27 protein-coding genes are annotated in these 25,521 nt (G+C 64.6%); 15 read left to right on the plus strand and 12 right to left on the minus strand.

Annotated elements, in window-relative coordinates; all coding sequences use genetic code 11:
- Positions 1–101 precede the first annotated feature (101 nt).
- The 6 genes from SD72_RS00355 to SD72_RS00380 are packed head-to-tail and all read left to right on the plus strand — an operon-like array spanning position 102 to position 4,665.
- Positions 102–899, plus strand: coding sequence for a DsbA family protein (locus SD72_RS00355; RefSeq protein ID WP_052492344.1), 798 nt, complete (start codon positions 102–104; stop codon positions 897–899).
- Positions 900–908: 9 nt separating this feature from the next.
- The gene (locus tag SD72_RS00360) at positions 909–1,733 is read left to right on the plus strand and encodes a cytochrome c biogenesis CcdA family protein (RefSeq protein ID WP_042542449.1); all 825 of its coding nucleotides are present in this window, start codon (positions 909–911) and stop codon (positions 1,731–1,733) included.
- A 10-nt stretch (positions 1,734–1,743) separates the two neighbouring features.
- A complete protein-coding gene (gene hisB / locus SD72_RS00365) occupies positions 1,744–2,352 on the plus strand; it encodes an imidazoleglycerol-phosphate dehydratase HisB (protein WP_042542450.1) in 609 nt (202 codons plus the stop codon).
- Entirely contained in the window at positions 2,349–3,020 is a 672-nt protein-coding gene (hisH, locus tag SD72_RS00370) for an imidazole glycerol phosphate synthase subunit HisH (RefSeq protein WP_042542451.1), read from the plus strand. The genes hisB and hisH overlap by 4 nt, the downstream gene beginning before the upstream one ends.
- Positions 3,017–3,766 carry a bifunctional 1-(5-phosphoribosyl)-5-((5-phosphoribosylamino)methylideneamino)imidazole-4-carboxamide isomerase/phosphoribosylanthranilate isomerase PriA gene (priA, locus tag SD72_RS00375; RefSeq protein WP_042542452.1) on the plus strand — a complete coding sequence of 250 codons (750 nt, stop codon included), beginning with the start codon at positions 3,017–3,019 and terminating at the stop codon, positions 3,764–3,766. The genes hisH and priA overlap by 4 nt, the downstream gene beginning before the upstream one ends.
- Before the next feature lie 14 nt (positions 3,767–3,780).
- Complete coding sequence (locus tag SD72_RS00380) at positions 3,781–4,665, plus strand: SseB family protein (protein WP_052492345.1); 885 nt, start codon at positions 3,781–3,783, stop codon at positions 4,663–4,665.
- A 22-nt stretch (positions 4,666–4,687) separates the two neighbouring features.
- Here SD72_RS00380 and SD72_RS00385 read toward each other — a convergent pair whose 3' ends face one another.
- The 3 genes from SD72_RS00385 to SD72_RS00395 are packed head-to-tail and all read right to left on the minus strand — an operon-like array spanning position 4,688 to position 7,168.
- A complete protein-coding gene (locus SD72_RS00385; protein WP_042542453.1) occupies positions 4,688–5,143 on the minus strand; it encodes a MaoC family dehydratase in 456 nt (151 codons plus the stop codon).
- Complete coding sequence (locus SD72_RS00390; protein ID WP_042542454.1) at positions 5,140–5,889, minus strand: SDR family oxidoreductase; 750 nt, start codon at positions 5,887–5,889, stop codon at positions 5,140–5,142. The genes SD72_RS00385 and SD72_RS00390 overlap by 4 nt, the downstream gene beginning before the upstream one ends.
- 55 nt (positions 5,890–5,944) lie before the next feature.
- Entirely contained in the window at positions 5,945–7,168 is a 1,224-nt protein-coding gene (locus SD72_RS00395) for an acetyl-CoA C-acetyltransferase (RefSeq protein ID WP_042542455.1), read from the minus strand.
- Between the two features lie 354 nt (positions 7,169–7,522).
- On the opposite strand from SD72_RS00395, the gene SD72_RS00400 reads away from it, so the two are divergent.
- The 4 genes from SD72_RS00400 to SD72_RS00415 all read left to right on the plus strand — a co-directional run bounded on the left by SD72_RS00400 (position 7,523) and on the right by SD72_RS00415 (position 12,113).
- Positions 7,523–8,158: a QsdR family transcriptional regulator gene (locus SD72_RS00400; RefSeq protein ID WP_042542456.1), complete on the plus strand. Its 636-nt coding sequence runs from the start codon at positions 7,523–7,525 to the stop codon at positions 8,156–8,158.
- A 175-nt stretch (positions 8,159–8,333) separates the two neighbouring features.
- On the plus strand, positions 8,334–9,356 hold the full coding sequence (locus tag SD72_RS00405; RefSeq protein WP_042542457.1) for a phosphotransferase family protein: 1,023 nt from the start codon (positions 8,334–8,336) through the stop codon (positions 9,354–9,356).
- On the plus strand, positions 9,356–10,570 hold the full coding sequence (locus SD72_RS00410; protein WP_042542458.1) for an acyl-CoA dehydrogenase family protein: 1,215 nt from the start codon (positions 9,356–9,358) through the stop codon (positions 10,568–10,570). Before SD72_RS00405 ends, SD72_RS00410 begins: the two co-directional genes overlap by 1 nt.
- Positions 10,571–10,607: 37 nt before the next feature.
- Positions 10,608–12,113, plus strand: coding sequence for an AMP-binding protein (locus SD72_RS00415; protein WP_332307484.1), 1,506 nt, complete (start codon positions 10,608–10,610; stop codon positions 12,111–12,113).
- A 141-nt stretch (positions 12,114–12,254) separates the two neighbouring features.
- Here the strand turns inward: SD72_RS00415 and SD72_RS00420 are convergent, their stop codons facing one another.
- The 7 genes from SD72_RS00420 to SD72_RS00450 form a co-directional block, all read right to left on the minus strand.
- Entirely contained in the window at positions 12,255–13,544 is a 1,290-nt protein-coding gene (locus SD72_RS00420) for an ABC transporter substrate-binding protein (protein WP_042542459.1), read from the minus strand.
- Positions 13,545–13,745: 201 nt separating this feature from the next.
- Complete coding sequence (locus SD72_RS00425) at positions 13,746–15,038, minus strand: ABC transporter substrate-binding protein (RefSeq protein WP_042542460.1); 1,293 nt, start codon at positions 15,036–15,038, stop codon at positions 13,746–13,748.
- A 96-nt stretch (positions 15,039–15,134) separates the two neighbouring features.
- Positions 15,135–16,406, minus strand: coding sequence for an ABC transporter substrate-binding protein (locus SD72_RS00430; RefSeq protein WP_042542461.1), 1,272 nt, complete (start codon positions 16,404–16,406; stop codon positions 15,135–15,137).
- A 9-nt stretch (positions 16,407–16,415) separates the two neighbouring features.
- Positions 16,416–17,501, minus strand: coding sequence for a branched-chain amino acid ABC transporter permease (locus SD72_RS00435; protein WP_042542462.1), 1,086 nt, complete (start codon positions 17,499–17,501; stop codon positions 16,416–16,418).
- Complete coding sequence (locus SD72_RS00440) at positions 17,498–18,376, minus strand: branched-chain amino acid ABC transporter permease (protein WP_042542463.1); 879 nt, start codon at positions 18,374–18,376, stop codon at positions 17,498–17,500. The genes SD72_RS00435 and SD72_RS00440 overlap by 4 nt, the downstream gene beginning before the upstream one ends.
- Positions 18,376–19,110 (minus strand): ABC transporter ATP-binding protein, encoded by a 735-nt coding sequence (locus SD72_RS00445; RefSeq protein WP_042542464.1) that lies wholly within the window; start codon positions 19,108–19,110, stop codon positions 18,376–18,378. Before SD72_RS00445 ends, SD72_RS00440 begins: the two co-directional genes overlap by 1 nt.
- A complete protein-coding gene (locus SD72_RS00450) occupies positions 19,107–19,880 on the minus strand; it encodes an ABC transporter ATP-binding protein (RefSeq protein ID WP_042542465.1) in 774 nt (257 codons plus the stop codon). The genes SD72_RS00445 and SD72_RS00450 overlap by 4 nt, the downstream gene beginning before the upstream one ends.
- A 169-nt stretch (positions 19,881–20,049) precedes the next feature.
- Between SD72_RS00450 and SD72_RS00455 the strand changes: the two genes are divergently transcribed.
- The 4 genes from SD72_RS00455 to SD72_RS00470 are packed head-to-tail and all read left to right on the plus strand — an operon-like array spanning position 20,050 to position 23,166.
- Positions 20,050–20,793 carry an SDR family oxidoreductase gene (locus SD72_RS00455; RefSeq protein WP_042542466.1) on the plus strand — a complete coding sequence of 248 codons (744 nt, stop codon included), beginning with the start codon at positions 20,050–20,052 and terminating at the stop codon, positions 20,791–20,793.
- 60 nt (positions 20,794–20,853) lie between these two features.
- Positions 20,854–21,489, plus strand: coding sequence for a TetR/AcrR family transcriptional regulator (locus tag SD72_RS00460; protein WP_042542467.1), 636 nt, complete (start codon positions 20,854–20,856; stop codon positions 21,487–21,489).
- Positions 21,431–22,435: an NADPH:quinone oxidoreductase family protein gene (locus SD72_RS00465; protein WP_232299590.1), complete on the plus strand. Its 1,005-nt coding sequence runs from the start codon at positions 21,431–21,433 to the stop codon at positions 22,433–22,435. The genes SD72_RS00460 and SD72_RS00465 overlap by 59 nt, the downstream gene beginning before the upstream one ends.
- Positions 22,432–23,166 (plus strand): glucose 1-dehydrogenase, encoded by a 735-nt coding sequence (locus SD72_RS00470; RefSeq protein WP_042542469.1) that lies wholly within the window; start codon positions 22,432–22,434, stop codon positions 23,164–23,166. Before SD72_RS00465 ends, SD72_RS00470 begins: the two co-directional genes overlap by 4 nt.
- A 62-nt stretch (positions 23,167–23,228) precedes the next feature.
- Here the strand turns inward: SD72_RS00470 and SD72_RS00475 are convergent, their stop codons facing one another.
- Together SD72_RS00475 and SD72_RS00480 are read right to left on the minus strand one after the other, a co-directional pair.
- Positions 23,229–23,549 carry a branched-chain amino acid transporter permease gene (locus tag SD72_RS00475; RefSeq protein ID WP_042542470.1) on the minus strand — a complete coding sequence of 107 codons (321 nt, stop codon included), beginning with the start codon at positions 23,547–23,549 and terminating at the stop codon, positions 23,229–23,231.
- The gene (locus tag SD72_RS00480) at positions 23,546–24,277 is read right to left on the minus strand and encodes an AzlC family ABC transporter permease (protein ID WP_042542471.1); all 732 of its coding nucleotides are present in this window, start codon (positions 24,275–24,277) and stop codon (positions 23,546–23,548) included. Before SD72_RS00480 ends, SD72_RS00475 begins: the two co-directional genes overlap by 4 nt.
- 148 nt (positions 24,278–24,425) lie before the next feature.
- Here SD72_RS00480 and SD72_RS00485 point away from each other — a divergent pair, with 148 nt between their 5' ends.
- Positions 24,426–25,517 (plus strand): aldo/keto reductase, encoded by a 1,092-nt coding sequence (locus SD72_RS00485; protein WP_042542472.1) that lies wholly within the window; start codon positions 24,426–24,428, stop codon positions 25,515–25,517.
- Positions 25,518–25,521 lie beyond the last annotated feature (4 nt).

Here is a 25,521-nt window from a genome sequence, read left to right on the forward strand (position 1 = left end):
GCGGTTGCGCTGCCCCTCAGCGCAGCATCCCTCGACGCAGAAAGTTCGTGCGTGAAGGATCGTGGGGCAAGCTCCCGGAAAAGGCAGTTAGGCTCGAAGTCATGCCGAAGCCGATTGAAGCGCTCGACCGCCCGACCCTCGAACGACGGTACCGCCGGATGCGACTCGCTACCGTTGTTCTCGCAGCCGCAGCAGTGTTCCTTGGAGCAGCCCTCGGGGCGCAGGGGATCCGCGGGACTGACGGACCCATTGCGGGCGCAGACTCCGGCTCCCCGGCGAGCGACGAGAAGGCAGACGGCACGGAAGCGGACACGGCGGCGCAAAGCTGCCCCGTCGTTGACCGGCTCGATGAGGATGACCCACGCGCACTCGGGGACATCGATGCACCGATCGTGCTCCACGAATGGACAGATTTCCGCTGCCCGTATTGCGGTTCGTTCTCGCGCGACACCCTGCCAGTGCTCATCAAGGAATACGTCGACACCGGGAAAGTGCGGCTCGAGATCCATGACGCCGCTCTCGTCGGCGGAGACAATTCTGTACTCATCGCGGCCGCAGCGCGCGCCGCGGGTGAACAGGGCAAGTATTTCGAGTTCTATGACGAGGTCTACCGCGCACAGGGCGCTGCTGAGGACGCCCACGCCGAGCTCGATCTCGCCGCGCTCGTCGCCCATGCGAAGACTGTGGGCGTGGCCGATATTCAGGCGTTTACCGACGCCGTCGAGAGCGGAAAATTCGAAGCAGCCGTGCGCGAGGACACCGCTGAGGCGCAGCGCATAGGCGTGACCGGCGTGCCGTTCTTTGCGACGAGTGAGTGCGGGCAGGTGATGAGCGGCGCGCAGCCTGTCGACACCTTCCGCAGCCAGATCGATGCAGCGCTTGCCGCGGCGAAGAAGTAGCGCGGTCGCATGGAGCTGAGCCTGCTCGGAGCGTTCCTCGGGGGAACCCTCGCGCTGCTGAGCCCGTGCTCTGTGATGGTGCTGCCCGCGTTCTTTGCTTACGCGTTCCACAGCCCGAGAGACCTGTTTTCTCGCACAGGTGCGTTCTTCCTTGGGCTCGCAACGGCTCTCGTGCCGCTCGGCCTGCTCGCCGGCACCCTTGGTGCCTGGGTTGCGGCGAACCGCAGCGGCCTGATGACGATCGTGCTGATCATCGTCGTCGTGCTCGGCGCGGTCATGCTCCTTGGCATCCCGCTTCCCACGTTGACGAAGCAGCAGAGTGCTCAGGGCACGTCGGTCGCATCCGTGTACGCGCTCGGAGCGGTGTACGGTCTCGCCGGGGGCTGCGCTGGTCCCGTATTCGGGGCAGTGCTCGCGATGGCGGCGTTCGGCGGCAACGCGCTTATGGGCGGATTCACGATGCTCGCCTACGCCGCGGGCATGACGGTGCCGCTCGCACTACTCGCGCTGGTGTGGAACCGGATCCCGGGGGTGAGGAAACTCATGCGTCCGCGCGAACTGGTGATTGGGCGTTGGCGCAACGCGTGGTCGAACGTGATCGGTGGGCTCATCACCATCGCCGTTGGGGTGTTCATGCTCGCAACCGACGGGGCGCAACGCTTTAGCGGCATGCTCGATGCGAGCGCCCAAGCCGAGATCGAGGCGGGAGTGATGCGGGCGACCTCGGGAGTCTCGAACCTGCTCGTTGTTGGCGTCGCCGCCCTAATCGGCATCGCTGTGTGGCTCACCGTGCGGTGGCGGACCCGTCTGCGCGCTGGGAACGCCGCGCGGTAGGATCGACAGCATGACCGAAGCTGCACGCATTGCGACGCTTGAGCGCGCCACAAGTGAGTCCTCTATTCGCCTGAGCCTGAACCTTGACGGAACGGGCGAGGCCGATATCGACACCGGGGTGCCGTTCTTTGATCACATGCTCACCGCGTTCGCGCGCCACTCGCTCACCGACCTCTCGGTGCACGCTGAGGGCGACATCCACATCGACGTGCACCACACGGTCGAAGACACCGGCATTCTCCTTGGGCAGGCGATTCTTGCTGCGCTCGGCGACAAGCACGGCATCTCACGCTATGGCGACGCGAGCGTGCCGCTCGACGAAGCACTCGCGCAGGCGGTCGTCGACATTTCTGGCCGCCCCTACCTCGTGCACTCTGGCGAGCCTGAAGGGTTCGAGTTTCACCTCATCGGCGGGCACTTCACCGGGTCGATGGTGCGCCACTTCTTCGAGGCGCTCACACTCAACGCGCGCCTGTCCGTGCACCTGCGCCTGCTCGCCGGCCGCGACCCACACCACATCGCTGAGGCAGAGTTCAAGGCATTCGCACGCGCCTTCCGGACCGCGAAGGCTAAGGATCCCCTCGTGACCGGCATTCCCTCGACCAAGGGTGCACTGTGAGCGGAGCTGTTGCTCCCCGCGTCGCTGTGCTCGACTACGGTTCGGGCAATGTTCATTCCGCTGTGAAGGCACTCGTGCGCGCAGGAGCCGACGTTGAACTCACGAACGACCCTGAACTGGTGCTCGAAGCCGACGGGTTGTTTGTGCCAGGAGTCGGCGCGTTCGATGCGGTGATTGCGCAACTCCGTGCCATCCAGGGGCACGAACTCATCGGCCGCAGGCTTGCGGGGGGACGCCCGGTGCTTGGCGTCTGCGTCGGGCTGCAGGTGCTGTTCGAACGCGGGATCGAGCGCGGGGTCGAGACTGAGGGGCTCGGCGAATGGCCAGGCACCGTGCGCGAGCTGCATGCGCCGAAACTCCCGCATATGGGCTGGAACACGGTCACCGCCCCAGCTGACACCGTGTTGCTGAACGGGATCGAGACAGAGCGCTTCTATTTCGTGCACAGCAACGCCGCCACTGAGTGGACGCTCGAGGGCCGAACACCGGCAACGGCACCGAAGGTCACCTGGGCCGAGTACGGAGAGCCCTTCGTGGCGGCGGTCGAAAACGGCCCGCTCAGCGCGACGCAATTTCATCCAGAGAAGTCAGGCGAGGCAGGTATCCACCTGCTGCGCAACTGGATTGCCTCCCTCACCCCCACACGCACCACCAAGGAGACCCGATGACCGAGCTCGCGACGAGCCCGAAACTGCAGCTGCTTCCCGCCATTGACATGGTCGATGGCAAGGCAGTGCGGCTCACGCAGGGTGCTGCCGGCACCGAAACGAACTACGGCAGCCCCGTTGACGCGGCGATGGACTGGATCGAACAGGGCGCGGAGTGGATCCACCTTGTCGACCTCGACGCGGCGTTCGGGCGTGGCAGCAACGTTGGTATCGCCCGCAAGATAATCGCCCGCGCTGGCAACCGCGTAAAGATCGAGTTTTCGGGCGGCATCCGTGACGACAAGAGCCTCGAAGCCGCACTTGAAATGGGTGCGGCACGGGTGAACCTCGGCACTGCGGCGCTCGAGAACCCCGAGTGGACGCGCGCGGTTATCGCGCACTACGGGGAACAGATCGCTGTCGGACTCGACGTGCGCGGTGAAACGCTCGCGGCGCGCGGCTGGACAGAGGAGGGCGGCAACCTCTGGGACGTTCTCGAGCGGCTTGAGGAAGCTGGCTGCCCGCGCTACGTCGTCACCGACGTCACGAAGGACGGCATGATGGCCGGGCCGAACGTTGAGCTGCTCACGAAGGTGTGCTCGCGCACCAACCGCCCGGTGATCGCATCGGGCGGAATCTCCAGCCTGGACGATATCGCCGCGCTGCGCGAGGTCGTGTCGCGCGGAGTCGAGGGCGCAATCATCGGCAAGGCGCTCTACGACGGCGCGTTCACGCTCCCCGCAGCGCTCGACGTCGCGGGCAGGTAGCGGCGGAGGCCGAGATGGCGATCAAGAAGCTTCCTTCAACGGGGGATACGCCACGCTCGACTGGTGTGCCAGAGAGCCTCGTCCCAGGCGGGCCTGCCGACTCCGCGGGGTTCCCGTGGGCCGGGCGAACGTTCGATCACCACGAAACAGCCTTCGCTGACGACGACGGGAAAACGCCTGCGGCGCTCGCCGCCGCGATCTCGGCGATGCGGCAGGCCGGCGAACAGTATCGGGCTGGCGGGGCGGATCCTGCCGCGATCGAGGCGCTCGCGGGGCTGCGTCAAGCGGTGCTCCGTGAGTTGTCGCGCTCGCGGCTGCTTGTGCCGTTGCTTGCTGAGGCAGGAGAACTTGGGGAGACGCCTGACGGGAGGATCGTCGAGAAAACCCAAGAGTTGTCGATCGTCACGGTCGCGAGCCCCGACGGCAGGCGCGTGATGCCCGTGTTTTCCTCGGTTGATGCGATGCAGCGCTGGAACCCGCAGTCACGCCCGATCCCGGTCCCCGGTCCGCAGGCCGCTGTAGCAGCGGCACAGGAGGGGACCGATCTCATCATTGTCGACCCGGGTTCGCCCGAAACACAGTTTGGGGTTCGTCGGACCGAGCTTGAGGCTGTCGCGTTGGGTGAGGCAGGAGTTCCGGCGTGGGCAGACCCTCAGGTACGGGCGGCGTTTCTCACGGCGGCCGCGGGCGAGGGGCCGCTGCGCGCGCTTGCCCTGCTGCCGGGAGATCCCATCGGGGATCTCACCGCTCCTGAAACCGAGGTGCACCTACTCATTGAGGAGGGGCTCGACAGGGATGCGCTCGCCGCGATGCTCACACGCCTGCAGGAACGCTGGGCGAGCGACGCGCTCATCGCTGAGCGCGTCGACTCGCTCCGCTTCGTACCTCGGGTGGCGTGAAGCCGCCGCGGGCAGTCGCCCGTTACGGCGCGACGTACAGGGCGATGGTGTCCGCGACGAGTGCTGGCTGTTCGCTGCCCTCGATTTCGATGGTCGTGCGATTGCCTACCCGCCAGCCCTGACGGCTCGCCTCAGCTGAGACGATCTCGATGCTTGCGCGAACCCGTGAGTTGACACGGACGGGCTGAAGAAAGCGCACCCGGTCGAGTCCGTAGTTCACGACCATCGTTGCGTTCTCGACGCTCACGAGCCCAGAAGCGAGGCGCGGGATGAGCGAAAGCGTGAGATAGCCGTGCGCAATCGTCGCGCCGAACGGGCCGTTAGCAGCCCGCTCGGCGTCGAGGTGGATCCACTGCTCATCGCCAGTCGCTTCGGCGAACGCCGTGATCCGCTCTTGATCGATGTCCAGCCACTCGCCGGTCGCCGTGCTGCCAACCAGTTGGGGCAGCTCGGCCGCGGTTGAGACTTTGATGGTCATGCGCGTGGACCTCCCGCCACATAGAGCACCTGTCCGGAGACGAAGCTCGCCTCCTCCGAGCAGAAGAATGCCGCTGCTGCGGCGATGTCTTCCGGCTTGCCTGCTCGGGCTACGGGGATCTCCGAGACCATGTGGCCGACGAAGTCGTCGAACGGGACGCCCATCCGCTCAGCGGTAGCCTTCGTCATATCCGAGACGATGAATCCCGGGGCGATGGCATTCGCGGTCACGCCGTACCGGCCGAGTTCGATCGCGAGTGTTTTCGTGAACCCTTGCATGCCGGCTTTTGCCGCGGCGTAGTTTGCCTGGCCGCGGTTGCCGAGCGCTGAAGTGCTCGAAAGGTTCACGATGCGGCCCCAGTTAGCCTCAACCTGATGCTTCTGCACCTCGCGGCTCATGAGGAAAGCGCCGCGGAGGTGGACGCCGAGCACCGCGTCCCAGTCGTCCTCGCTCATCTTGAACAGTAGGTTATCGCGGATGATTCCCGCGTTGTTGACGAGGATCGTTGGTGCGCCGAGCTCAGCGGCGACGCGAGCGACCGCTGCCTCGACCGCTGCGCTGTCCGCGACATTCGCGCCGACAGCGGTGGCCTTGCCGCCTGCGTTGGTGATCGCCTCCACGGTGCCTGAGCAGGCTGCCTCGTCGAGGTCGAGCACCGCGACGGCATGGCCGTCTGCTGCGAGGCGGATGGCGGTTGCGGCGCCGATGCCGCGGGCGGCTCCGGTAACAATTGCAATGCGGGTCATTAGTGGTGTCCTCTCGGGGGAGTGTCGTTCGCTGTCTTTGATCGCTGGAGTGGGGCTACAGGCGCTCAAGCACCATTGCCATGCCTTGGCCTCCGCCAACGCACATGGTTTCAAGGCCGTAGCGCCCGCCGGTCGCCTGCAACCCGTTGATGAGGGTTGAGGTGATGCGCGCCCCTGTCATCCCAAACGGGTGACCGACGGCGATCGCGCCGCCATGCACGTTGAGGCGGTCTTCGTCGATCCCGAGTTCGCGGGCCGACGGGATGACCTGCGCGGCGAAGGCCTCGTTGATCTCGACGAGATCAATATCTCCGATGCTGAGCCCGGCGTTGGCGAGTGCGCGCTTGGACGACTCGACCGGACCAAGCCCCATGATCTCGGGAGAGAGCCCGCTGACGCCTGTGGAGACTACGCGCGCGAGTGGCTGCAGTCCCAGCTCATTCACGACGCGCTCCGACATCACCACGAGCGCTGCCGCGCCGTCGTTGAGCGGGCAGCAGTTGCCTGCGGTGACGGTACCATCAGGGCGGAATACGGGATCGAGACCCGCGAGCGCTTCGAGCGTCACGCCCGGGCGCGGACCGTCGTCGGCGGAGACCACCGTGCCGTCTGCGAGGGTGACCGGGGTGATGTCGCGAGCCCAGAACCCCGAAGCAATCGCTGCCTCGGCTCGCTGCTGCGAACGCGCTGCGAACGCGTCCTGTTCATCGCGGCTAATTCCCTTGAGCTGGGCGACGTTTTCAGCAGTCTGGCCCATCGCAATGTAGGCGTCGGGAAGGCTGCCAGCCGCACGCGGGTCCGTCCACGTTGGCGCGCCAGCGTCGGCGCGAGCTGCTGTGCGAGCGACGGCCTCAGCGAAGACGGGATTCTCGATGTCAGCCCCTGGTGTTGCGTCGGCCATGCCCTGGGTGAAACGGCTCACCATTTCGACCCCTGCCGACACGAAGATGTCGCCCTCTCCGGCCTTGATAGCGTGGAAGGCCATGCGGGTGCTCTGCAATGAGGATGAGCAGTAGCGGTTGACGGTCGTGCCAGGCACCGTATCGAGGCCGAGCAGGACAGACACTATCCGGGCGACGTTGAAGCCCTGTTCGCCTGCTGGCTGGCCTGTGCCGAGGATGATGTCCTCGATCCTGGTGGGATCTAAGCCGGGGACCTTGTCGAGTGCCGCTTGCACCATGCGCGCTGCGAGGTCGTCGCCGCGGAGCGATGCCAGCGACCCTTTCCGTGCGCGGCCGATGGGTGAGCGTGCGGTTGAAACGATGTATGCCTCTGGCATCTGGATCTCCTCAGTGAGTGGTGGGGTGGCTTAGCTAAGAGTGGCGCTGCCGGCGGTTCGGCGGAGCGCAGGTGATGACACGTGTCTGGGCGTTCGAGACGGGGAGAAACGTGTGCTGGCCTGTGGGAGCTGGAGGACGATTCGCGCGAAGCGGGGCTGCGGGGTCGCTGCGCCGAGCGAGCAGGCGGGCAGAAATTGCCGTTGGGGCATCGCAGACTTGGTGCGCGTCGTTGGGCTGAGGCATCGTCTCTCCGATCATCGGTGATCGTGACCAGTATGCATCATATTTCAGAATGTGCACACTGTTTCGAGAAATGTTGCACCGAGGTGATAGGGGGCGGATAGAGTAAACGAATGAGCACAACAGTAGGCGCGCCGATCGCCCAGGTTGGCCTCGTTGCCGCACCGTCACTGTTGTCGGAGCGTATCGAGGCCCGGCCCGAGGTCATGCGCGCTTTTCAGAGCGCGCGCGAGGCATTCATTGCTGGAAATCGCATTAGCATGGGTGAGCTAGCGGCAGACCTCGGGGTGGACCGCACCTCGCTCTTTCGCTGGGTTGGGAACCGTGACGCGCTTTTGGGTGAGGTGCTCTGGTCGCTGGCCGTCCCAACGTTTGTGCAGGCAGAACAGGCATCGAGTCATCTCTCAGGTGCGCCGCGCCTCGTCGCGATCCTCACGGACTTTGTCGACGGTCTCATCAACGCGACGTACTTCCGCACCTTCCTGCGGCGCGAACCGGCGCGTGCGCTGCGGCTCCTCACCACGAAGGAGAGCCCGATCCAGCGGCGCTATCTCGCGACTGTCGAGTGGCTCGTTCGGCGGGAGCTCGGCGAGAGTCCGCTCGGCGGAGCGATTGACCCGGCAGGGCTTGCGTACCTGCTGTCGCGTGTCTCGGAGTCGTTCTCGTACGCCGACCTCATCTCCGGGGACGAGCCAAGCGTTGAGCGCGCGAGCGTCGCGTTCCGCTTGTTGTTGCGCGTCGACGCGTAGCGAGAGCGCACCGGCCCGCACGTAGCGCCGTCCCGCCCTGACCTGGGTGGGCGGTGTGCCGTCGCGCGGCCCGCAGGGGCGGGCACGCGTCTGGGCGAAGACAGCTCGCGAACATACCGACCATCCGGTATGCTGTGAGTGCGGCCCGAGGAAGAGCCGCAGGAAGACGGTGCAGATGCCTGAGATTCCAGGTCTAGACCTTGTTGCGCTGACCGCGTGGTTGAGCGAAACACATCCCGAGCTTGCCCTCGGTCCACTCAGCGCCACGGTGATTGCCGGTGGACGCTCGAACCTTACATACGCTGTTCAGGGGGCGAAGCTCCCGCTGATTCTGCGGCGACCCCCGCTCGGCCACGTGCTGTCGAGCGCCCACGACATGGGGCGTGAGCACCGAGTCATTTCTGCTTTGGCAGGAACGGCGATCCCTGTTCCCCGCGCGATCGACCTCGTTGACGACACGGGAGGGGCGATCACCGGGACGCCATTCTTCCTCATGGAGAAGGCTCCGGGCGAGGTTGTGCGGTCGCCACAGCAGAACGCGGCCTACACTCGTGAAGAGCTGCGCGGGCTGAGTTTTGAACTCATCCACCATCTCGCAGCGCTGCACTCCGTAGACGTCGAAGCGGTCGGCCTCACGACATTCGGCAAACCTGACGGCTACCTCGCGAGGCAACTCGCGACCTGGCGCAGGCAGCTCGACGCCTCGCGTTCACGGGAAACCCCGGCGCTCGACCGGTTGCAGGCCGCGCTCGACGAAGGCGTGCCGGAGACGGTGCGCACGGGGATCGTGCACGGCGACTACCGCCTCGACAACGCGCTCGTTGAGGGGAAGCCGCCGCGCATCTCAGCAATTCTTGACTGGGAGATGGCGACGCTCGGGGATCCGCTCGTGGATCTCGGCATTTTTGCCCTGTACTGGGACATCAGCAAGCTCCCGCACCGTGGCGCAATCGCGAGTGCGGTCGACCCGGCAGCTGGCTACCCGGAGTTCGCCGAACTCGCCGAATACTACGCAACCCAATCTGGCATCACACTGCCAGACCTCAGCTGGTACCGCGCGTTCGCCGCGTACAAGCTCGCCGTGATCCTCGAGGGGATCCACTACCGCTATCAGGCCGGCGACACCGTCGGCGAAGGATTTGACCGGATAGGTGAGCTCGTAGGGCCACTTGCCGAGAACGGATTGAAGGTGCTCTGATGGACTTCGCATTCGACGAAAAAACACTCGAACTCACGGCGAAGGTGCGTGAGTTTCTCGATGAGCGGGTGATCCCCTCCGAGCCTGTGCTCGAGGAACAGCTCGCCTCGGACCCCGACAACTGGGGCACGCAGCCGATCGTGCGCGAGCTCCAGGCTGAGGCTCGCGAGCGGGGCCTCTGGAACCTGTTCCTGCCCGGCGACCCAGCCGAGACCGGTGCCGCCGGGCTCACAAACCTGCAGTACGCAGCGGTGGCTGAGCTCACAGGGTGGAGCCCGCGGCTCGCGCCAGCGGCCATGAACTGTGCCGCGCCAGACACCGGAAACATGGAGGTGCTCAACGACTTCGGCACCCCAGAGCAGAAGGAACGGTGGCTCCAGCCACTGCTCCGCTCGGAGATCCGCTCCGCGTTTTGCATGACCGAGCCCGACGTCGCCTCGAGCGACGCGACGAACATCGGCACACTCATCAGGCGCGACGGTGACGACTACGTCATCACCGGCCGCAAGTGGTGGTCAACGGGCGCGATGAACCCCGAAGCAGAGCTGCTCATCGTCATGGGCAAGACGGACCCCGAGGCCGACCGCCACAGGCAGCAGTCCATGATCATCGTGCCGCGTGATACCCCCGGTGTTGAGGTCGTCCGCCCGCTCACCGTGTTCGGCTACAACGACAGGGATCACGGCGGCCACGCTGAGGTCAGCTTCGACGAGGTGCGCGTTCCCGCAAGTAACCTCATCGGCGCGGAGGGCGACGGTTTCGCGATCGCCCAAGCGCGCCTCGGTCCCGGCCGCATCCACCACTGCATGCGTGCGCTCGGAATGGGGGAGCGAGCACTCGCCCTCGCCATCGAGCGTGCGAACTCGCGGCACGCGTTTGGCAAGTCGCTCTCGGAGCAGGGCGTGATTCGCGAGTGGATCGCTGAGGCACGGATCCAGCTCGACGCGCTGCGGCTGCTTGTCTTCAAAACTGCGTGGCTCATGGACACCGTCGGGAACCGAGCTGCGATGACCGAGATTCAATCGATCAAGATTGCCGTACCGAGAGCGGTCGGGGACATCCTCGATCGGGCGATCCAGGTATTCGGCGCGGCAGGCGTCTCGGACGACACACCGCTCGCTGGCCTGTATGCGGGGGTTCGCACTTTGCGGATCGCCGACGGCCCAGACGAGGTGCACCTCAACAGTCTCGGCAGGGCCCAGCTGAGAAAGTAGCCCCTCAGAAACCGTCAACATGTCAAAGGAGACAGCGATGGCACACCCGCACGATCCAGCAGTAGACGGGAGAGGTTTCACGACTCTCTCGGTCGCGAGCATCCTCAGCGAGTCGGCGAAAAGACACGCTGACCGACCCGCGCTCTTCTACAACGATGAGGCGATTACCTACCGCGAGCTATGGGAGCAAACCCGAGCGTATGCCGGCGCGCTGCGTGCGAGGGGGATCGGGCGAGGCGATCGCGTTGCGATGATGATCCCGAATGTCCCGGACTTCCCCCGGGTGTATTACGCGGTGCTCGCGCTCGGGGCAATTGTCGTGCCGATCCACCTGCTCCTCAAATCCGAAGAGATCGCCGTGGCCCTGCAGGATGCAGGGGCGGATCTCTTCGTCGCCTCGGCGACGTCGCTCGCCGAGGCTGCCCCAGCGGCCGCGGAGACCGGCGTGCCGCTGCTGACGGTGCTGCTGCCAGCCGACGCTCCTGGTGGGATCCCGCGCCTCGAAGCCGAGGCTGCCGCGGCCGAACCGATCACGCGACTCGAACCCACTGCGCCGCTCGACGCTGCGACGATCCTGTTCACGAGCGGTACGACGGGAACGCCAAAGGGCGCGGTCGGAAGCCACCTGTCGATCATCGAGCAGGTGCACTCCGTGCTCATCGATGGCATCGGGGTCTCGAACGAAGACGTGACCTTCGGCGGGCTGCCGCTGTTTCACACGTTCGGACAGACCTCCGTGCTGAACATGGCGTTCCGTGCTGGCAGCGCGGTGATTCTCATGCCGCGCTTCGATGGCGACGAAGCGCTTGCGCTCATGGTGAAGCACCGCGCTACCGTGTTTGTTGGGGTCCCAACGATGTACGTCGGCCTCGTCGAAGCGGCCCGCCGTTCCGACGAACGCCCGCCGCTGCGGTTCGCGAACTCCGGCGGTGCCGCCCTGCCGGTCGCGCTGCTCGATGCGTTCGAGCAGGCGTACGGGGTGCCACCCCACGAGGGCTACGGGCTCACGGAGACCGCGCCCACCGTAACCGTGAACAGTTTCGGCAAGCCGACCGTTCCCGGCACGGTCGGCGAGACCCTGTGGGGAGTCGAGGTTGCGCTCGCCAATCCCGACGTGGAAGACCGCATCGAGCTCTGCGAGGGTGATGATGAGCTTGGCGAGATCATCGTGCGCGGGCACAACGTGTTCAAGGGATACGTCGGCCGCGAGGAGGCGACGCGCGAGGCAATCGTCGACGGGTGGTTCCGCACGGGCGATCTCGGGACCTACGCCGACGGGATCCTCACTGTTGTTGATCGGAAGAAAGACATGATCCTCCGCTCTGGCTACAACGTGTACCCGACGGAGGTCGAAGCGGTGCTTGCGAGGCACCCCAAGGTTGCCGCGTCCGCCGTCTTCGGTGTCGCCGACGAGGTGCGCGGACAGGAGATCCATGCGGCAGTGCTCCCCAGCGCTGGCGTTGAGATCGACCTGACGAGATCATCGAGTTCGCGAAAGAACACGTCGCTGCGTACAAGTACCCGCGGGTCGTGCACATCGTGACGGACTTCCCGCTCGGTGCGAGCGGCAAGATTCTCAAGCGCGAGCTGCAGCGGGTCTATACCCCCGCGTAGGGAGGTGATTGCGCGACACGAGAGGGGGTTCCGGGTATCTGCCCGGAACCCCCTCTCGTGTGTGCGCGGTTTAGGATCCCGGGATCCCCTTGCCGACGAGCGGGACGGGGTCAAGCTCAATTGCCGTGACGACCTCGCCGTCGAGGCGGTATGCGTACTCAGTGAAGTCCTGTAGCCCGTCTTCTATGACTGCGATGCCGACGGCGCGGTAGGCGGAGTAGTCCTCCTCACTGAATGAAACGGGGGTCATCCCGTTGCCGACGAGTTTCCCCGAGCGAACGGCCTCGACGATTGACTCGCGAGTGGGGTGTTCTCCGGCCGCCTCGAGTGCCTCGGTAAAGAGGTAGGCGGCGCTCATGCCGTTGAAAACCGCACCCGTAAACGGCGCGCCACCGTTGTAGTCGTCGTTGATCTGTTTGAAGAGCTGCGACCAGCCGTTGTCGGCCTCCGCCGATTGCAGATACCCGGTCGCGATGAGCCCGTCGAGGAGGGCGGGGCCAGCGTCTCCCAAGAGCTCAAGGAGCACGGGGTAGTCCGAGCCGACTGAAGACGTGATCCAGAGCGGCTCCCAATCGAGGCGTGCCGCGGTCGTCATCGCAAGCGCCGTGAACCCGGGAATGGTTGCGAGGATCGCTACCTCGCATCCGGAGGCCTTCATCGCACCCACCTGCGCGGTCAGGTCGGCATTCGACGCGGAGTATTCCTCGACCTGCACGAGGGCGTTGTCGCCGAGCGCGATCTCGGCGCCGCGGCGCAAATCCCCGCCCAGATCATCGTCTTGGCCAAGGAAACACACCTTCTCGCCCGGATAGACGTCTGAGGCGTACTGCCCGAGCGCCGATCCTTCGACGACGTAGTCAGCGTTGAACGGGAACATATTGGGGTACTGTTCGGGTTGATTCCAGGTGGTCGACCCCGAGGCAACGAAGAGATCAGGGACGTCGTTGTCATGCAGGTAGTCAATGACCGAGGTGTGCGGCGGTGTTCCGAGACCATTAAAAATGGCGAATACCTCGTCGTCTTGCACCAGCTCGCGTACGACCATCTGCGTGTTCGCGGGGTTGTACCCGTCGTCCTTGACGATGTACTTGATGTTCCTGCCGTGAATGCCGCCGTTGTCGTTGACGTAATCGAAGTACGCTAGCGCCGCGGCCGACACCTGCGAGTAGCCTGGCGCGGCCGGTCCCGTGAGCGGGGTGTGGGTTCCGATCGTCACGGTGTCATCAGTGACACCCGGTGTAGACGCGGCCACGCCATCCCCGTTGGAACTCGACGGTGTACTGCACCCGGAGAGCGCGATTCCGAGGGCGGCGAGCGCCGCAATGGGCACAAGCAAGGTCTTGTTTTTCTGTGATTTCATGGTCTGGCTCCTTCGATTGCGAGGTCGGTAAATCGGGGTGAGGAAACTGGAGTTGGAGTATGAGCCGGGCACGTGCAGGTCGCGGCTCTGCTGTTTCGAAGGCCTCAGCAAGGAGATTCGCCGCGCTCTTTCGGAAAGCCATGTTCGGCGTTGTCTCAGTGGTGGATGCACGGTTGCAAGATCCAAACAGGGCGGCGCGGGCTACTGTCCTCCCGGGATCCCGCGAGGGACAAAAGGCACGGGGTCTAACGCGGTACGCGTGGCAACGCCGTTCTCTATCTCGTATGCGACGTCGATGTAGTCCTGCTTCCCGCCCTCGATGGTGACGACACCGACAGTGAAGTATGAGCCGTGGGTGTCGGGCCCGAACGAGAGCGGCGTCACACCATTGCCCCGAAGCTCGCCGGAGCGAATGGCATCGAGGATTCCCGTGCGCGTCGGTGTCTCCCCGGCTTTCTCGAGCGCTTCTGCAAAGAGATAGGCAACGCTCATCCCGAACACAACATTTTCGGTGAACGGAGCACCCGCATTGTAGGTGTCGTTGATCTCACGAAAAAGTGCGACCCACTCACTGTCGCCTCCGGTCATCGGGAGGTAGTTCACCCCGACGAGCCCTTCTAAGAGGGAGGGGCCTTCAGCTTCTCCGAGGATGTCTAGGAGCGTTGTTTGATCGAGCCCGACGTAGGTGACGAACCACTGTGTATCCCAACCGATCCGGGCGGCGGTGCTGAGCGCAAGTGCGGTGAACGCGGGGATCGTCCCGAGGATGTTCACCTCGCAGCCGGCGGCTTGCATCGCACTGAGTTGCGCGGTGAGGTCGGGGTTCGACGTCGAATACTCCGCAGCGAGGGTGACCGCTTCCGGCCCGATCGCGCCCTCGACACCCTCGAGAATGAAACCTCCGAGGTCGTCGTCCTGCCCGAGCACGCAAACGTTCTGACCCGGGTACTCGTCTGCCGCGTATTGCGCGAGGGCAGCCCCCTCAACCGCATAGTCGGCATTGAAGGGAAAGGTGTACGGATATTTCTCTGGCTGGTTCCAATTCCGTGAGCCCGTCGCGACGAACAGATCGGGGACTTCGTTCTCGTTGAGGTAGTCGAGCACTGATGTGTGTGGCGCTGTGCCGATGCCATTGAACACCGCGAACACGTTGTCGTCTTGCACGAGCTCGCGCACGACCATCTGTGTGTTTGCAGGGTTGTACGCGTCGTCCTTCACGATGTACTCGATGGTGCGGCCGTGTATGCCGCCGTTGTCGTTGAGATACGCGAAGTAGGCGAGCGCAGCCGCAGAGACCGACGAGTAGCCGGGGGCAGCCGGCCCGGTGAGCGGCGTGTGCGTGCCGATCGTTACGGTGTCCGCAGTGATCCCTGGCGTCGCCTGGGAGTCAGCGGCCGGGCCGCCTGGCGTGCTGCAGGCCGTAAGTAGCAGCGCCGCGCTGGATACGAGGGCGACAGCTGCGACTGTACCGGGTCGTCGAGGGGTGCGAGACATGGTGGTCACCTCATTTTCTCGTTGTCGTAAGGGTGTGTGTGTGTGTGTGTGCTCGAGGCGGGGGAGTTCGGCGTGCCTTCGACGCACGATCGTTCCTCACCCGGGGATGCCGTTCGGCACGAAGGGCACGGGATCGATCTTCGTCCTGCTCACGGTGTCTCCGGCTGTCGTATACGCGACTCCGATGAAATCCTGGATTTGGTCTTGGACGAGTGAGACGCCGAGCGTGAAGTAGGAGCCGTGGTTGTCTGGCGCGTATGAGAGCGGTGCGATGCCGTTTCCCTTGAGCTTTCCTGAGTTGATCGCTTCCACGATCGATTCCCGAGTGGGCTGCTCGCCGGCAGCCGCGAGCGCTTCGACGAAGAGGTAGGCCGCACTCATCCCGAAGACAACGTTGCCGTTGAACTGGGCGCTGTCGTTGTAGTCGTCATTGATCTCTCTGAAGAGCTCGATCCACTCACTGTCGCCAGCCGCGGAGGGAAGATAGTTCACACCGACGAGCCCCTCGGTGAGATCCGAGTCTGCGCCGAGTATGTCGACGAGCGTTGCGTGGTCGTTTCCAGCCGAGGTAACGAACCACTGCGGCGACCAGCCGATTCGGGCGGCGGATCCCAAAGCGAGCGCCGTATACGGGGTGAGCGACGCGAGAATGTTGACTTCGCAGCCCGCGGTCTGCATCGCACCGACCTGGGCGGTGAGATCGGGGTTGGACGTCGCGTACTGCACGGTGTGGGCAATTCCGTCCTCCCCGAGGACGAGCTTCACGCCATCGAGGATCGATTCCCCGAGGTCATCGTCTTGCCCGAGCACGCACACGGTTGCACCTGGGTTCTCGTCGACCGCGTATTGGGCAAGTGCCGCGCCCTCGGCAATATAACTGGCGATGAGGAGGAACGTGTAGGGATATTTGTCCGGCTGGTTGAGTAGCGTCGAGCCGGATGCGACGAAGAGATCGGGTACTTCGTTTTCGTTGATGTAGTCGACGACTGAAGCGTGGGTCGGCGTGCCGTGGCCGTTGAAGATGGCGAAGACTTCGTCTTCCTGGACGAGCTCCCTGACGACGCGTTGGGTGTTCGCGGGGTTGTAGGCGTCGTCTTTGATGATGTACTCAATGGTGCGACCGTGAACACCTCCGCTGTCGTTCACATAGTCGAAATACGCGCGCGCGGCCGAAGAGATTACGGTGTATCCGGGAGCAGCAGGGCCAGTGAGGGCGGTGTGAGTGCCGATCTTCACGACGTCGTCGGTGACACCGGGCGTCGCCGCATCGTCGGTGGTTGCCGGTGTGCTGCAGCCTGCGAGGAGCAGGCCGAAAGCAGCCGTCGCTGCGAGAAGCGTGCGTTGGGGGCGATATCGTCTTGAAACCATGGCTGCCTCCTATGTTGCGGAGATGTCCCTGCTCCGCTGTTTTCGTTTGGGTTGCTGCGGGCTGACCGTTGCGTTCCTCGTCCCTCGCTTGGGGAGCAGGTCGACAAGTCCGCCAGGGCGCACGAGGATCGTCACCGTGAGCAGCGCACCGAAGACGAGTACTGGCAGGTTGCCTGTGAGACGCTGCGTGAGATCCGCCGAGAGCGAGAACTGGGAGGTGCCCCAAGTGATGAGCCACGGCAGCATCACGACGAGCACGGAGCCAAGCGCCGCTCCGCCGATGCTGCCAAGTCCCCCCAAGACAACGGCCACCACGAGCAGCAGCGAGAACGGGAGCGTGTACGCGCCAGGGCTCACTGACTGGGTGATGAAGCAGAGCAATGCTCCGCCAGCACCTGCTGAGACGGCGCTCACGATAAAGGCACTGACCTTTACCCTGCCTGCCGGAATGCCGTTGAGGCGTGCGGCGGTTTCGTCGTCTCGCACCGCGCGCATCCTCAGTCCGAAGGATCCCTCGCGCAGCACTGCGAGCCAGGTGACGAGCACTCCGGCGACGAGGACTGCCACCCACGCGTGCCACTGCTCAGTGGCCAGCAGGCTGCGGAGCGGATCGGGAACACCTTGGTAGGGGCTCGGTAGCCCCTGATCGCCTCCGAGCGCCTTGAACGTCGCTGCCACCGCTGGCACCGCCACAACGAGGGCCAGCGTGATCCCGGCAAGGTACGGGCCGTGGAGCCTGGCCGCTGCGAGTCCGAGCAACAGTCCGAGCACCCCGGCGACGAGCATGGCTGCAAGGAGCGCGATGAGGAACCGCGGGAGCCCTCCGATGTCGGCGGCAGCGAGCGCGTTCGCCGTGAGGGCGTATCCGTACCCGCCTGAGGCCATGAGCGCGGCATGCCCGAGAGAGAGCTGACCGCTCTGCCCGATGAGGAGTGTGAGTCCGGCAGCCACACAGAAGTAGGCTGCGATCGTCGCAAACTGGAAATTCCGGTACGGGTCGAGAGCAAACGTCGCTGCGATAGCGAGCACGGTGAGGATCGCACCGAAAAGAATGATGCGGCTGTTACCGCGCAGTGAGGGCAATACGCGGTTCATGCGCTGCGCTCCTTCCGAGTAGAGAACACCCCTCCTGGCCTAACGACCAGGATGAGAACGAGCAGCACGAGCACTCCGATCGGCGCGACTGTCGCCCCGAGATATCCCGTGAGCAAGCTCATCGCCACCCCCACGATTAGGCCGCCGACGAGTGCCCCGAGGGGGGAATCTAGGCCGCCGATCACGGCAACTGCGAACGCGTACACGAAGAGCATGTCTGTCGCGTGGGGGTTCAACCCGAGTTCAGTGGGGACGAGCAGAATCGCCGCGAGCGCCGCGACCGCGCTCGAGAGCATCCAGCCGACAGTGGTCATTCGGGAAACCCTGACCCCGAGCAGCCTGGATACGGCTGGCGCAAACGCCGACGCGCGAAGCTGCAGTCCGAGCGACGTGCGCGTAAACACGATGGCAAGACCGATCATCACGACGAGGGTCACCCCAATGGTGAAGAGGTCGTTTGGTGAGAGTAAGGGCACGCCGCCGACGACGATCGCGCTGCGGTCGAACGGTGCTGGCATGGCCCGGTATTGCGCTCCGAAGAATATCCCGAGCAGCGACTGCAGCACCATCACTATCCCTATCGCTGCGAGTACGCCGGTGAGATGCGAGGACTGCGGCGCGAAGCGCATCACTCCGCGCTCGACGATGAAGCCCATGAGCGCCCCGGCGAGGATCCCGGCAGCGAATCCCGTGAAGTAACTCCCTGTCGCGCCAGTGACGGCGAATGCAACGTAGGTCGCGACGAGCGCCATGGCGCCCTGCGCAAAGTTGATGATTCGGGTAGCCCGCCAGATCAACACGAGCGAGAGCGCGAACAGTGCAAAGATCGCTCCGCGCGCGAGTCCGGTTGCGAAAAGGAACGTAAATCTATCCATCAGAACCCCAGGTATGCGTGTCGCAGGGCGGCATCGTCCGCGAGCGTGGATGCCTCGGCGTCCACAACCACCCTGCCGAGATTGAGTACGATGCCTCGATCGGCTATCGAGAGTGCTCCCGTGACGTTTTGTTCGGCAAGGAGCACCGTCAAACCGCGCTCCTTGGCCGTTGCGCGGAGAGTGCGCATGATCTGAACGACTACGAGCGGGGCCAACCCAAGTGACGGCTCATCGAGCGCTATGAGCCGGGGCTCCGCTATGAGTGCCCGTCCAAGGGCGAGCATCTGGCGCTCGCCGCCGGAAAGCTGATGTCCATCGGCATGCTTGCGGCGCTCGAGCGGTTCGAACATCTCGTAGATCCCTCGAATGGCGCGCTCGCGGGCATGCCCCTGGTGCCGCCAGAGCGCTCCAAGCCGCAGATTTTCCTCGACCGTGAGTTCCGCGACGATGCTCTGGCCATCGGGAACGAGCGCCAGGCCCAGTCGCGCGCGGTCTTCGGTGCGAAGTTGCCGGAGGTCGGTGCCGTCGAAAATCAACTTGCCGTCAGACACCGGCACTCGGCCGGTTAACGCGCCGAGGAGCGTTGTCTTGCCTGCACCGTTCGCGCCGAGAAGGGCGACAACCTCGCCAGGGACAAGGTCCATGTTCACTCCATGGAGCACGGGCCCGCCACCGTAGTCAACGGTGAGGTCCGAGATGGTGAGCGCGGCTCCGAGCTGTGTCTCTGTGTTCATGCGTGTGCTCCGGTCCGTGGGCCGCTGCCGTTTCCGTTGGTTGCTGCGACGCCGAGGTAGGCCTCCTCAACTCGCGGATCCGCGCGTATCTCGTCAGGTGTTCCGCGCGCGATGACCCTGCCGAAGTCGAGAACGACGATGCGGTCGGCGAGGCCCATGACGAAGTCGACGTGATGCTCAACGAGAAGAACGGACCTGCCGCTTGATGCAATGTCCCTGACCGTGTCGCTGAGTGAGTCGATGTCCTCGACGCTGAGACCGCCGGCTGGCTCGTCGAGGAGGAGTAGCGACGGATCGTTTGCTAAAGCGCGGGCAAGCGCGACCCGTTTCCTGTCCGGGAAGGGGAGTTCGCCGACCGGGCGGGTGGCGATGCTGCTCAGACCGAGTCGCTCGAGCTGAGCGCCGACGAGTTCGTCCGCGTTTCTCCGGTAGGCGACCGGGACCCGCACGTTCTCAGCCACGGTCATGGTCGGGAACAGGCCGAGCCCCTGTAACGTCCGCGAAAGGCCAAGCCGCGCGAGCTGCGGGGTCTTCCGCGGAACGGTGCTGCCGTCGATCCTGATGGAGCCCGAACTCCGCAGGAGACTGCACACGGCATTGAAAACCGTCGTCTTCCCCGCGCCGTTTGGGCCGATCAGGGCGACAACTTCGCTCGGTCTGACGTCGAAAGTGACGTCATCGAGCGCGGTCAGCCCACCAAACTTTACGGTGAGCTGCTCCACCTCGAGTCGGGGAGTGGTCTGTGCTGGGTTGGATAGTTGAGACTTCATCGGCACCTCTTCGTGTCGTTCGTGGCATCACAGTACATCAAATACCGACCGGACGGTATGCGATTGTTGCATTAGTTACCGAAGGGTGTTGCGCTCCGTGCGCGAGTGGGGTGACCGGTGCTAGGGTAGTCATACCGACTGGACGGTATGCACGACGCAAGGAGGCGCCATGACTACATCTCGTTTCGCTGAAACGGTCACCATTGTTACCGGCGCGAGCCGAGGAATCGGGCTCGCAATCGCTCAGCGACTTGTCGCAGAGGGTGGATCCGTGATTATCACCGGCCGCAATCAGGAGGCGCTCGACGAGGCCGTCGCTGGGCTTGGGCCGAATGCAACCGGCGTGGCCGGGCGCGCAGACGACACGGAGCACCGCGCCGCGGTATTTGCGCACGTTGCAGAACGGCACGGGCGGCTTGACCACCTCGTGAACAACGCCGGCATCAACCCTGTGTATGGGCCGATCGTCGACGTAGACGCGGGTGCTGCTCGCAAGATTCTCGACGTCAACGTCATCGCATCACTGGACTGGAGCCGGGACGCGGTCGCCGCGGGGCTTCGCTCGAGCATCGTGAATATTTCGTCAGCGTCCGCGCTTGGAGCGAGCCCGGGGATCGCCTTCTACGGGATCTCGAAGGCGGCACTGATGAACCTGACGGTGCAGCTCGCCTTCGAGCTTGCGCCCAAGATCCGCGTGAATGCGGTCGCGCCGGCGGTCGTGAAGACGGCGTTCGCGCGCGCCCTGTATGAGGGGCAGGAAGCAGAAGTGTCTGCAGCCTACCCGCTCGGCAGGCTTGGCGAGCCCGAGGACATCGCCGGTCCCGTTGCGTTCCTGCTGTCAGCTGACGCGGCGTGGATCACCGGCCAGACCGTTCCGATCGATGGCGGCGGCAGCATCCGACCCATCCTCTAACCAGGACCAGTGCCAGCCGGGGTTCTCGGCGGGCGTGAGCAGTAGGGAAGAATGGCTCGAATGAAGCAATCTCAGGTAGCCACAGACGTCATTCGTGCATCGGTTGAGCTTTTCGCGCTACGCGGCTACGCGAACACCAGCGTTCAAGACATTGTCGCTCGAGCGGGTGTCACGAAGGGTGCGATGTACCACTACTTCGAGTCCAAAGACGATCTGCTGTTCGGCATCTACGACTCGTTGCTCTCTCTCCAAAAGGACAACCTCGACGCAATCATCGAGGCCGGTGGTGATGTCGACGACGTGCTTCGAGCCGCCTGCGTCGACGTACTCGAGACCTCAATCGAATACCTCGCAGAGGGCACCGTGTTCTTTCGAAGCATGGACATGCTCTCTGAGCCGAGGCGGAAGGAAGTTGTGCGCCGCCGTCGCGCGTACAACGATGAGTTCGCTGCCCTCGTGAGGCGGGGGCAGCGCGAGGGGAAGTACCGAGACGACATTCCTCTCGCAGTTCTCATCGCCCACTTCTTCAGCGACGTTCACTATCTCTCCTACTGGTACTCGGAAGAGAAACCGGAGGACAGGACGCTGACAGCAGTGCATATCACCGACCTCTTTATGTCTAGCCTAAGGAGAGCAGATGTCGAATACACAAGCGCCGGAGACGATGCAAGCTTGGCGCGTCACAACGCTCGGTGAGCCAGCAGAGGCGCTGACACTCACCACCGTCCCCACTCCCCGCCCGAGCGCAGGGGAGGTGCTCGTCCGCGTAGGCGCGGTCGCAGCGAACTTCCCTGACGTGTTGCTCGCGCGCGGTGAGTACCAAGTCAAACCTGAGCTTCCGTTTACCCCCGGGGTCGAGTGCAGCGCAACCGTGGCCGAGCTGGGTGAGGGCGTGACCGGACTGAGCGTCGGGGAACGCATCGTGGTGCCGATGATTGGAGTGCTTGCTGAGTACGCGGCCGTTCCGGCAAACGCGGTGCGGCGGATCCCAGAGTCGCTCGACAACGTGCGGGCGGCTGGGCTCATGATCGCCTATCAGACGGCATGGTTTGCGCTTCATCGCAGGGCCCAGATTCAGTCGGGAGAGTGGCTACTCGTGCACGCCGCAGCGGGCGGAGTCGGCGCGGCGGCCGTGCAGCTCGGAGTCGCAGCTGGCGCGAGAGTGATCGGAGTCGTTGGCTCCGAGGCAAAGGCGCAAGTCGTCCGTGACGCCGGGGCAGAACACGTCGTGCTGCGAAGCGACGATGTTGCGGCAGAGGTGAAGCGAATCACGGAGGGGCGAGGCGCAAATGTCGCATTCGACCCGGTTGGCGGGGCGGCGTTCGAAGCCTCTACCCGGTCGATCGCGTTCGAGGGGCGCATCGTGGTCATCGGGTTCGCGAGCGGAACAATTCCGGAGCTCGCAATGAACCGGCCACTCATCAAGAACTACGCGGTCCTCGGCCTCTACTGGGGGCTCTACCAGGAGCGTGCCCCAGAGCTCGTGGCCGAGGCGCACGAGGAACTCATCAAGCTGTTTGAGGCGGGAAAAATCTCGCCCGTCGTTGACCACACGGTCCCGTTCGCCGAGGCGCCAGCAGCACTCACCGCGCTCGCGACCGGAAATACCGTTGGTCGTGTCGTTGTGGAGGTCGCGCCATGATCACCTTGGAAGGCAAAGTCGTACTGGTCACTGGCGGCGCGCGCGGCATCGGCGCCGCGTATTCGCGGGCGCTGCACGCTGCCGGCGCACGCGTCATGCTCGCTGACGTGCTCACGGACGAGGGCGAGGCGCTCGCAGCAGAACTCGGTGACGGCGCACGGTTCGTTGCGCTCGATGTGCGGGAGGAAGCCGAGTGGGCATCCGCTGTGGACGCTACCGTTGCGGCCTTCGGTTCGCTCGACGTGCTCGTGAACAACGCGGGTATCGCCAACGCGGCGCCGATCGAGCATTTCACGCTCGAGAAGTGGAATGCCGTGATCGCCGTGAACCTCACCGGAGTGTTCCTTGGTTGCCGCGCCGTTGTGCCGGTGATGAAAGGACAGGGCGGCGGATCAATTATCAACATTTCCTCCGTCGAGGGGATGCGCGGTAGCCCCGGACTGCACGGTTACACGGCTGCGAAATTCGGCGTACGCGGCATGTCTGCGTCACTCGCTGTAGAGCTCGGCCCGGCTGGTATTCGGGTGAACTCAGTCCACCCCGGGTACATCACCACCGCTATGTCGGCGCGGATCGACCCCGAGAAGCTCGATATTCCGCTTGGGCGGCCGGGCGTTCCCGAAGACCTGGTGGGAACGATCGTGTTTCTCGCAAGCGAAGCCTCATCGTTTACGAGCGGGGCTGAGTTCGTGGTCGACGGCGGCATGATCGCGGGAATCCCGCACCGCTAGTGTTCCGCGCAACATCGCGGCGCCACTGACGGTCTCCCGTCAGGGCGCCGCGATGCGTCGCGCTAGAACAGGTTGACGAGGAGGACGTAGCAAGCGGTGCCGACCGCAATGCTGAGCAAGACCCGCCGTCCGCCGAGCAGATGCACGGCGACAGTGACAGCCGTAGCAACGAGCGCCATCCACCAATCGCTGCCGCGAGCAACGATCTCGTCGCGCAGCACAACCACCGCGAGGATCAGCAGGATGCCGGCGGGCATCCACTCTCCCAGCGAGCGCACGAACTTCGAGCGGCGAAGCGGCTTGAGCATCGCGAATGGGAGCGCCCGGAGCAGGAAGGTGATGATGCCGGCGATCGCAATCGCTGCGATGAGGTACCAGGTCATGCGTCGGTCTCCTGCTCGCGCTGCCGTCGAGCCTCGACCGCGTAGCGTACGGCGAGCAGAGCGGCGAAGATGATGAGCGCGGCGAGCATCGTATTCTCGGGGAACGCGGTCAGTGCGGCGGCGACGGCGAGGGCCGCGAGCAGGGCCGAGGGGACTTGCCTGCGAGAACGCACCGCGTCGAGCGTCATGACCGTGAACGTGGCCGCTAGCGCGAACTCGAAACCCTCGATGGGTGCAGGAAGTGCTGAGGCGATCCCGATCCCGAGGAGACCGCCTCCCACCCAATAGAGCTGCATCATAAGCTGCCCGCTCACGATGCGCCTGCTCGTGAGTTTGTCAGGGGGCATCAGCACGTACGTCGCGTACGCCTCATCGATCAGCGCGTAGACGGAGTATGCGCGGGGGAGACCCTGCCGCACCCTGGAGAGCGGGAAAGACAGCGCATAGAACACATGCCTGAAGTTCAGCGCAAACACGGTAACGGCGATCGTGATGAGTGGTGCCGCAGTTGCGAGCATGCCGACGAGCAGCAGCTCGACAGAGCCGGCGAAAATGACAATCGAGAGCGCTGGCGCAACCCACAGCGGGAGTCCGGCCTGTACGACGAGGATGCCGAGCGCGACGCCGAGCGGGAAAATGGCGATTCCCACACCGAGCGAATCGCGGATGCCCTTGAGGGACTCACCCCGCCGGGCGCCGTGGTCGGGTGCGGCGGTGGGGGACGACATGCCCCCATTCTTCCCTACTCTCAGGCGCGCGGGCCACTCGTGGTTTTGCGGGATGCGCCGCCGGTGCTGCCCGGCACCACGCGCGGAGCGAACCGCTCGCGCGAGGCAGCTCTTCCGTGCCGGATCCGCCCGGCACTAGGCTGTCGCTATGAGCTACGTTGCTTCGCAAGACCGATACGACAGCACCCCCATTCGCCGTTCGGGGAGGAGCGGCTTGCAGCTTCCCGCGCTCTCCCTTGGGCTGTGGCAGAACTTTGGAAGCGACCGCGACCCTGCCGTGCAGCGTGCCACAGTGCTCGACGCGTTCGACAGCGGAGTCTTCCACTTCGACCTCGCAAATAACTACGGGCCGCTCGCAGGGCAGGCTGAGATTACGCTCGGGCGCATCCTCCGAGAAGACTTGGCGGCGCACCGCGACGAGATCGTGCTCTCCACGAAGGCCGGATGGGACATGCAGCCCGGTCCGTTTGGTTCAGGCGGAAGCAGGAAGTACCTGGTTGAGAGCCTAGATCGCTCGCTCGGGAGGCTCGGTGTCGAACGGGTCGACGTCTTCTATCACCATCGACCTGATCCGGGGACGCCCGCATCGGAGACCGCCAGAGCGCTCGATTTCGTTGTGCGCTCAGGGCGCGCCCACTACGTGGGTATTTCTTCATATAGCGCTGCTGCCAGCCGCGAGATGGCTCGGCTGCTCCGCGACCTCGGCACGCCGCTCGCGATCCATCAACCCTCGTACTCGATGATGAACCGGTGGGTGGAGACTGACGGGCTGCTCGACGTGGCTGCTGACGAAGGGTTCGGAGTCATCGGCTTCAGCCCGCTGGCGCAGGGCATGCTCACTGACAAGTACCTCGCTGGCATTCCCGAGGGGAGCAGGGCGGCTGATGGCGGATCGTTCACGACCAAGGCCCTCACGCCCGTGGTCGTCGAACGGCTACGTGGCCTAGCGGATATCGCTGCGCGCCGCGGGCAGTCGCTCGCCCAGCTCGCCATCTCTTGGGCGCTCCGAGATGAGCGGATGACGAGCCTCGTCGCCGGGGCGAGTAGTGCGGAACAGTTCACCGAAAACCTCGGCGCGGTCTCGCACACATCCTTTACCGCCGAAGAGCTCGCCGAGATTGATGCGTTCGCGGTCGACGCTGGCATCGACCTGTGGGAGGCTCCTCGGATGGGAGGGCCGCTGCCGCCCTACACGGCGCGGGGTCGGGATCCGCTCGCCCAGACGCCCGTGCTCGGGTGACGCC

This window comes from Leucobacter komagatae, assembly GCF_000834055.1.
In the GTDB taxonomy this organism is placed as follows: domain Bacteria; phylum Actinomycetota; class Actinomycetes; order Actinomycetales; family Microbacteriaceae; genus Leucobacter; species Leucobacter komagatae_A.

What these genes read in the sequence shown, in the direction of transcription:
- priA (WP_042542452.1), top strand. Translation starts at nt 3,017, where the DNA reads ATGACCGAGCTCGCGACGAGCCCGAAACTGCAGCTGCTTCCCGCCATT.
- SD72_RS00405 (WP_042542457.1), top strand. Translation starts at nt 8,334, where the DNA reads ATGCCTGAGATTCCAGGTCTAGACCTTGTTGCGCTGACCGCGTGGTTG.
- SD72_RS00430 (WP_042542461.1), bottom strand. Translation starts at nt 16,406, where the DNA reads ATGGTTTCAAGACGATATCGCCCCCAACGCACGCTTCTCGCAGCGACG.
- SD72_RS00400 (WP_042542456.1), top strand. Translation starts at nt 7,523, where the DNA reads ATGAGCACAACAGTAGGCGCGCCGATCGCCCAGGTTGGCCTCGTTGCC.
- SD72_RS00420 (WP_042542459.1), bottom strand. Translation starts at nt 13,544, where the DNA reads ATGAAATCACAGAAAAACAAGACCTTGCTTGTGCCCATTGCGGCGCTC.
- SD72_RS00475 (WP_042542470.1), bottom strand. Translation starts at nt 23,549, where the DNA reads ATGACCTGGTACCTCATCGCAGCGATTGCGATCGCCGGCATCATCACC.
- SD72_RS00360 (WP_042542449.1), top strand. Translation starts at nt 909, where the DNA reads ATGGAGCTGAGCCTGCTCGGAGCGTTCCTCGGGGGAACCCTCGCGCTG.
- SD72_RS00435 (WP_042542462.1), bottom strand. Translation starts at nt 17,501, where the DNA reads ATGAACCGCGTATTGCCCTCACTGCGCGGTAACAGCCGCATCATTCTT.
- SD72_RS00385 (WP_042542453.1), bottom strand. Translation starts at nt 5,143, where the DNA reads ATGACCATCAAAGTCTCAACCGCGGCCGAGCTGCCCCAACTGGTTGGC.
- SD72_RS00455 (WP_042542466.1), top strand. Translation starts at nt 20,050, where the DNA reads ATGACTACATCTCGTTTCGCTGAAACGGTCACCATTGTTACCGGCGCG.
- SD72_RS00480 (WP_042542471.1), bottom strand. Translation starts at nt 24,277, where the DNA reads ATGTCGTCCCCCACCGCCGCACCCGACCACGGCGCCCGGCGGGGTGAG.
- SD72_RS00355 (WP_052492344.1), top strand. Translation starts at nt 102, where the DNA reads ATGCCGAAGCCGATTGAAGCGCTCGACCGCCCGACCCTCGAACGACGG.
- SD72_RS00390 (WP_042542454.1), bottom strand. Translation starts at nt 5,889, where the DNA reads ATGACCCGCATTGCAATTGTTACCGGAGCCGCCCGCGGCATCGGCGCC.
- SD72_RS00465 (WP_232299590.1), top strand. Translation starts at nt 21,431, where the DNA reads ATGTCGAATACACAAGCGCCGGAGACGATGCAAGCTTGGCGCGTCACA.
- SD72_RS00450 (WP_042542465.1), bottom strand. Translation starts at nt 19,880, where the DNA reads ATGAAGTCTCAACTATCCAACCCAGCACAGACCACTCCCCGACTCGAG.
- hisB (WP_042542450.1), top strand. Translation starts at nt 1,744, where the DNA reads ATGACCGAAGCTGCACGCATTGCGACGCTTGAGCGCGCCACAAGTGAG.
- SD72_RS00445 (WP_042542464.1), bottom strand. Translation starts at nt 19,110, where the DNA reads ATGAACACAGAGACACAGCTCGGAGCCGCGCTCACCATCTCGGACCTC.
- SD72_RS00410 (WP_042542458.1), top strand. Translation starts at nt 9,356, where the DNA reads ATGGACTTCGCATTCGACGAAAAAACACTCGAACTCACGGCGAAGGTG.
- SD72_RS00485 (WP_042542472.1), top strand. Translation starts at nt 24,426, where the DNA reads ATGAGCTACGTTGCTTCGCAAGACCGATACGACAGCACCCCCATTCGC.
- SD72_RS00440 (WP_042542463.1), bottom strand. Translation starts at nt 18,376, where the DNA reads ATGGATAGATTTACGTTCCTTTTCGCAACCGGACTCGCGCGCGGAGCG.
- SD72_RS00470 (WP_042542469.1), top strand. Translation starts at nt 22,432, where the DNA reads ATGATCACCTTGGAAGGCAAAGTCGTACTGGTCACTGGCGGCGCGCGC.
- SD72_RS00380 (WP_052492345.1), top strand. Translation starts at nt 3,781, where the DNA reads ATGGCGATCAAGAAGCTTCCTTCAACGGGGGATACGCCACGCTCGACT.
- SD72_RS00460 (WP_042542467.1), top strand. Translation starts at nt 20,854, where the DNA reads ATGAAGCAATCTCAGGTAGCCACAGACGTCATTCGTGCATCGGTTGAG.
- SD72_RS00425 (WP_042542460.1), bottom strand. Translation starts at nt 15,038, where the DNA reads ATGTCTCGCACCCCTCGACGACCCGGTACAGTCGCAGCTGTCGCCCTC.
- SD72_RS00415 (WP_332307484.1), top strand. Translation starts at nt 10,608, where the DNA reads ATGGCACACCCGCACGATCCAGCAGTAGACGGGAGAGGTTTCACGACT.
- SD72_RS00395 (WP_042542455.1), bottom strand. Translation starts at nt 7,168, where the DNA reads ATGCCAGAGGCATACATCGTTTCAACCGCACGCTCACCCATCGGCCGC.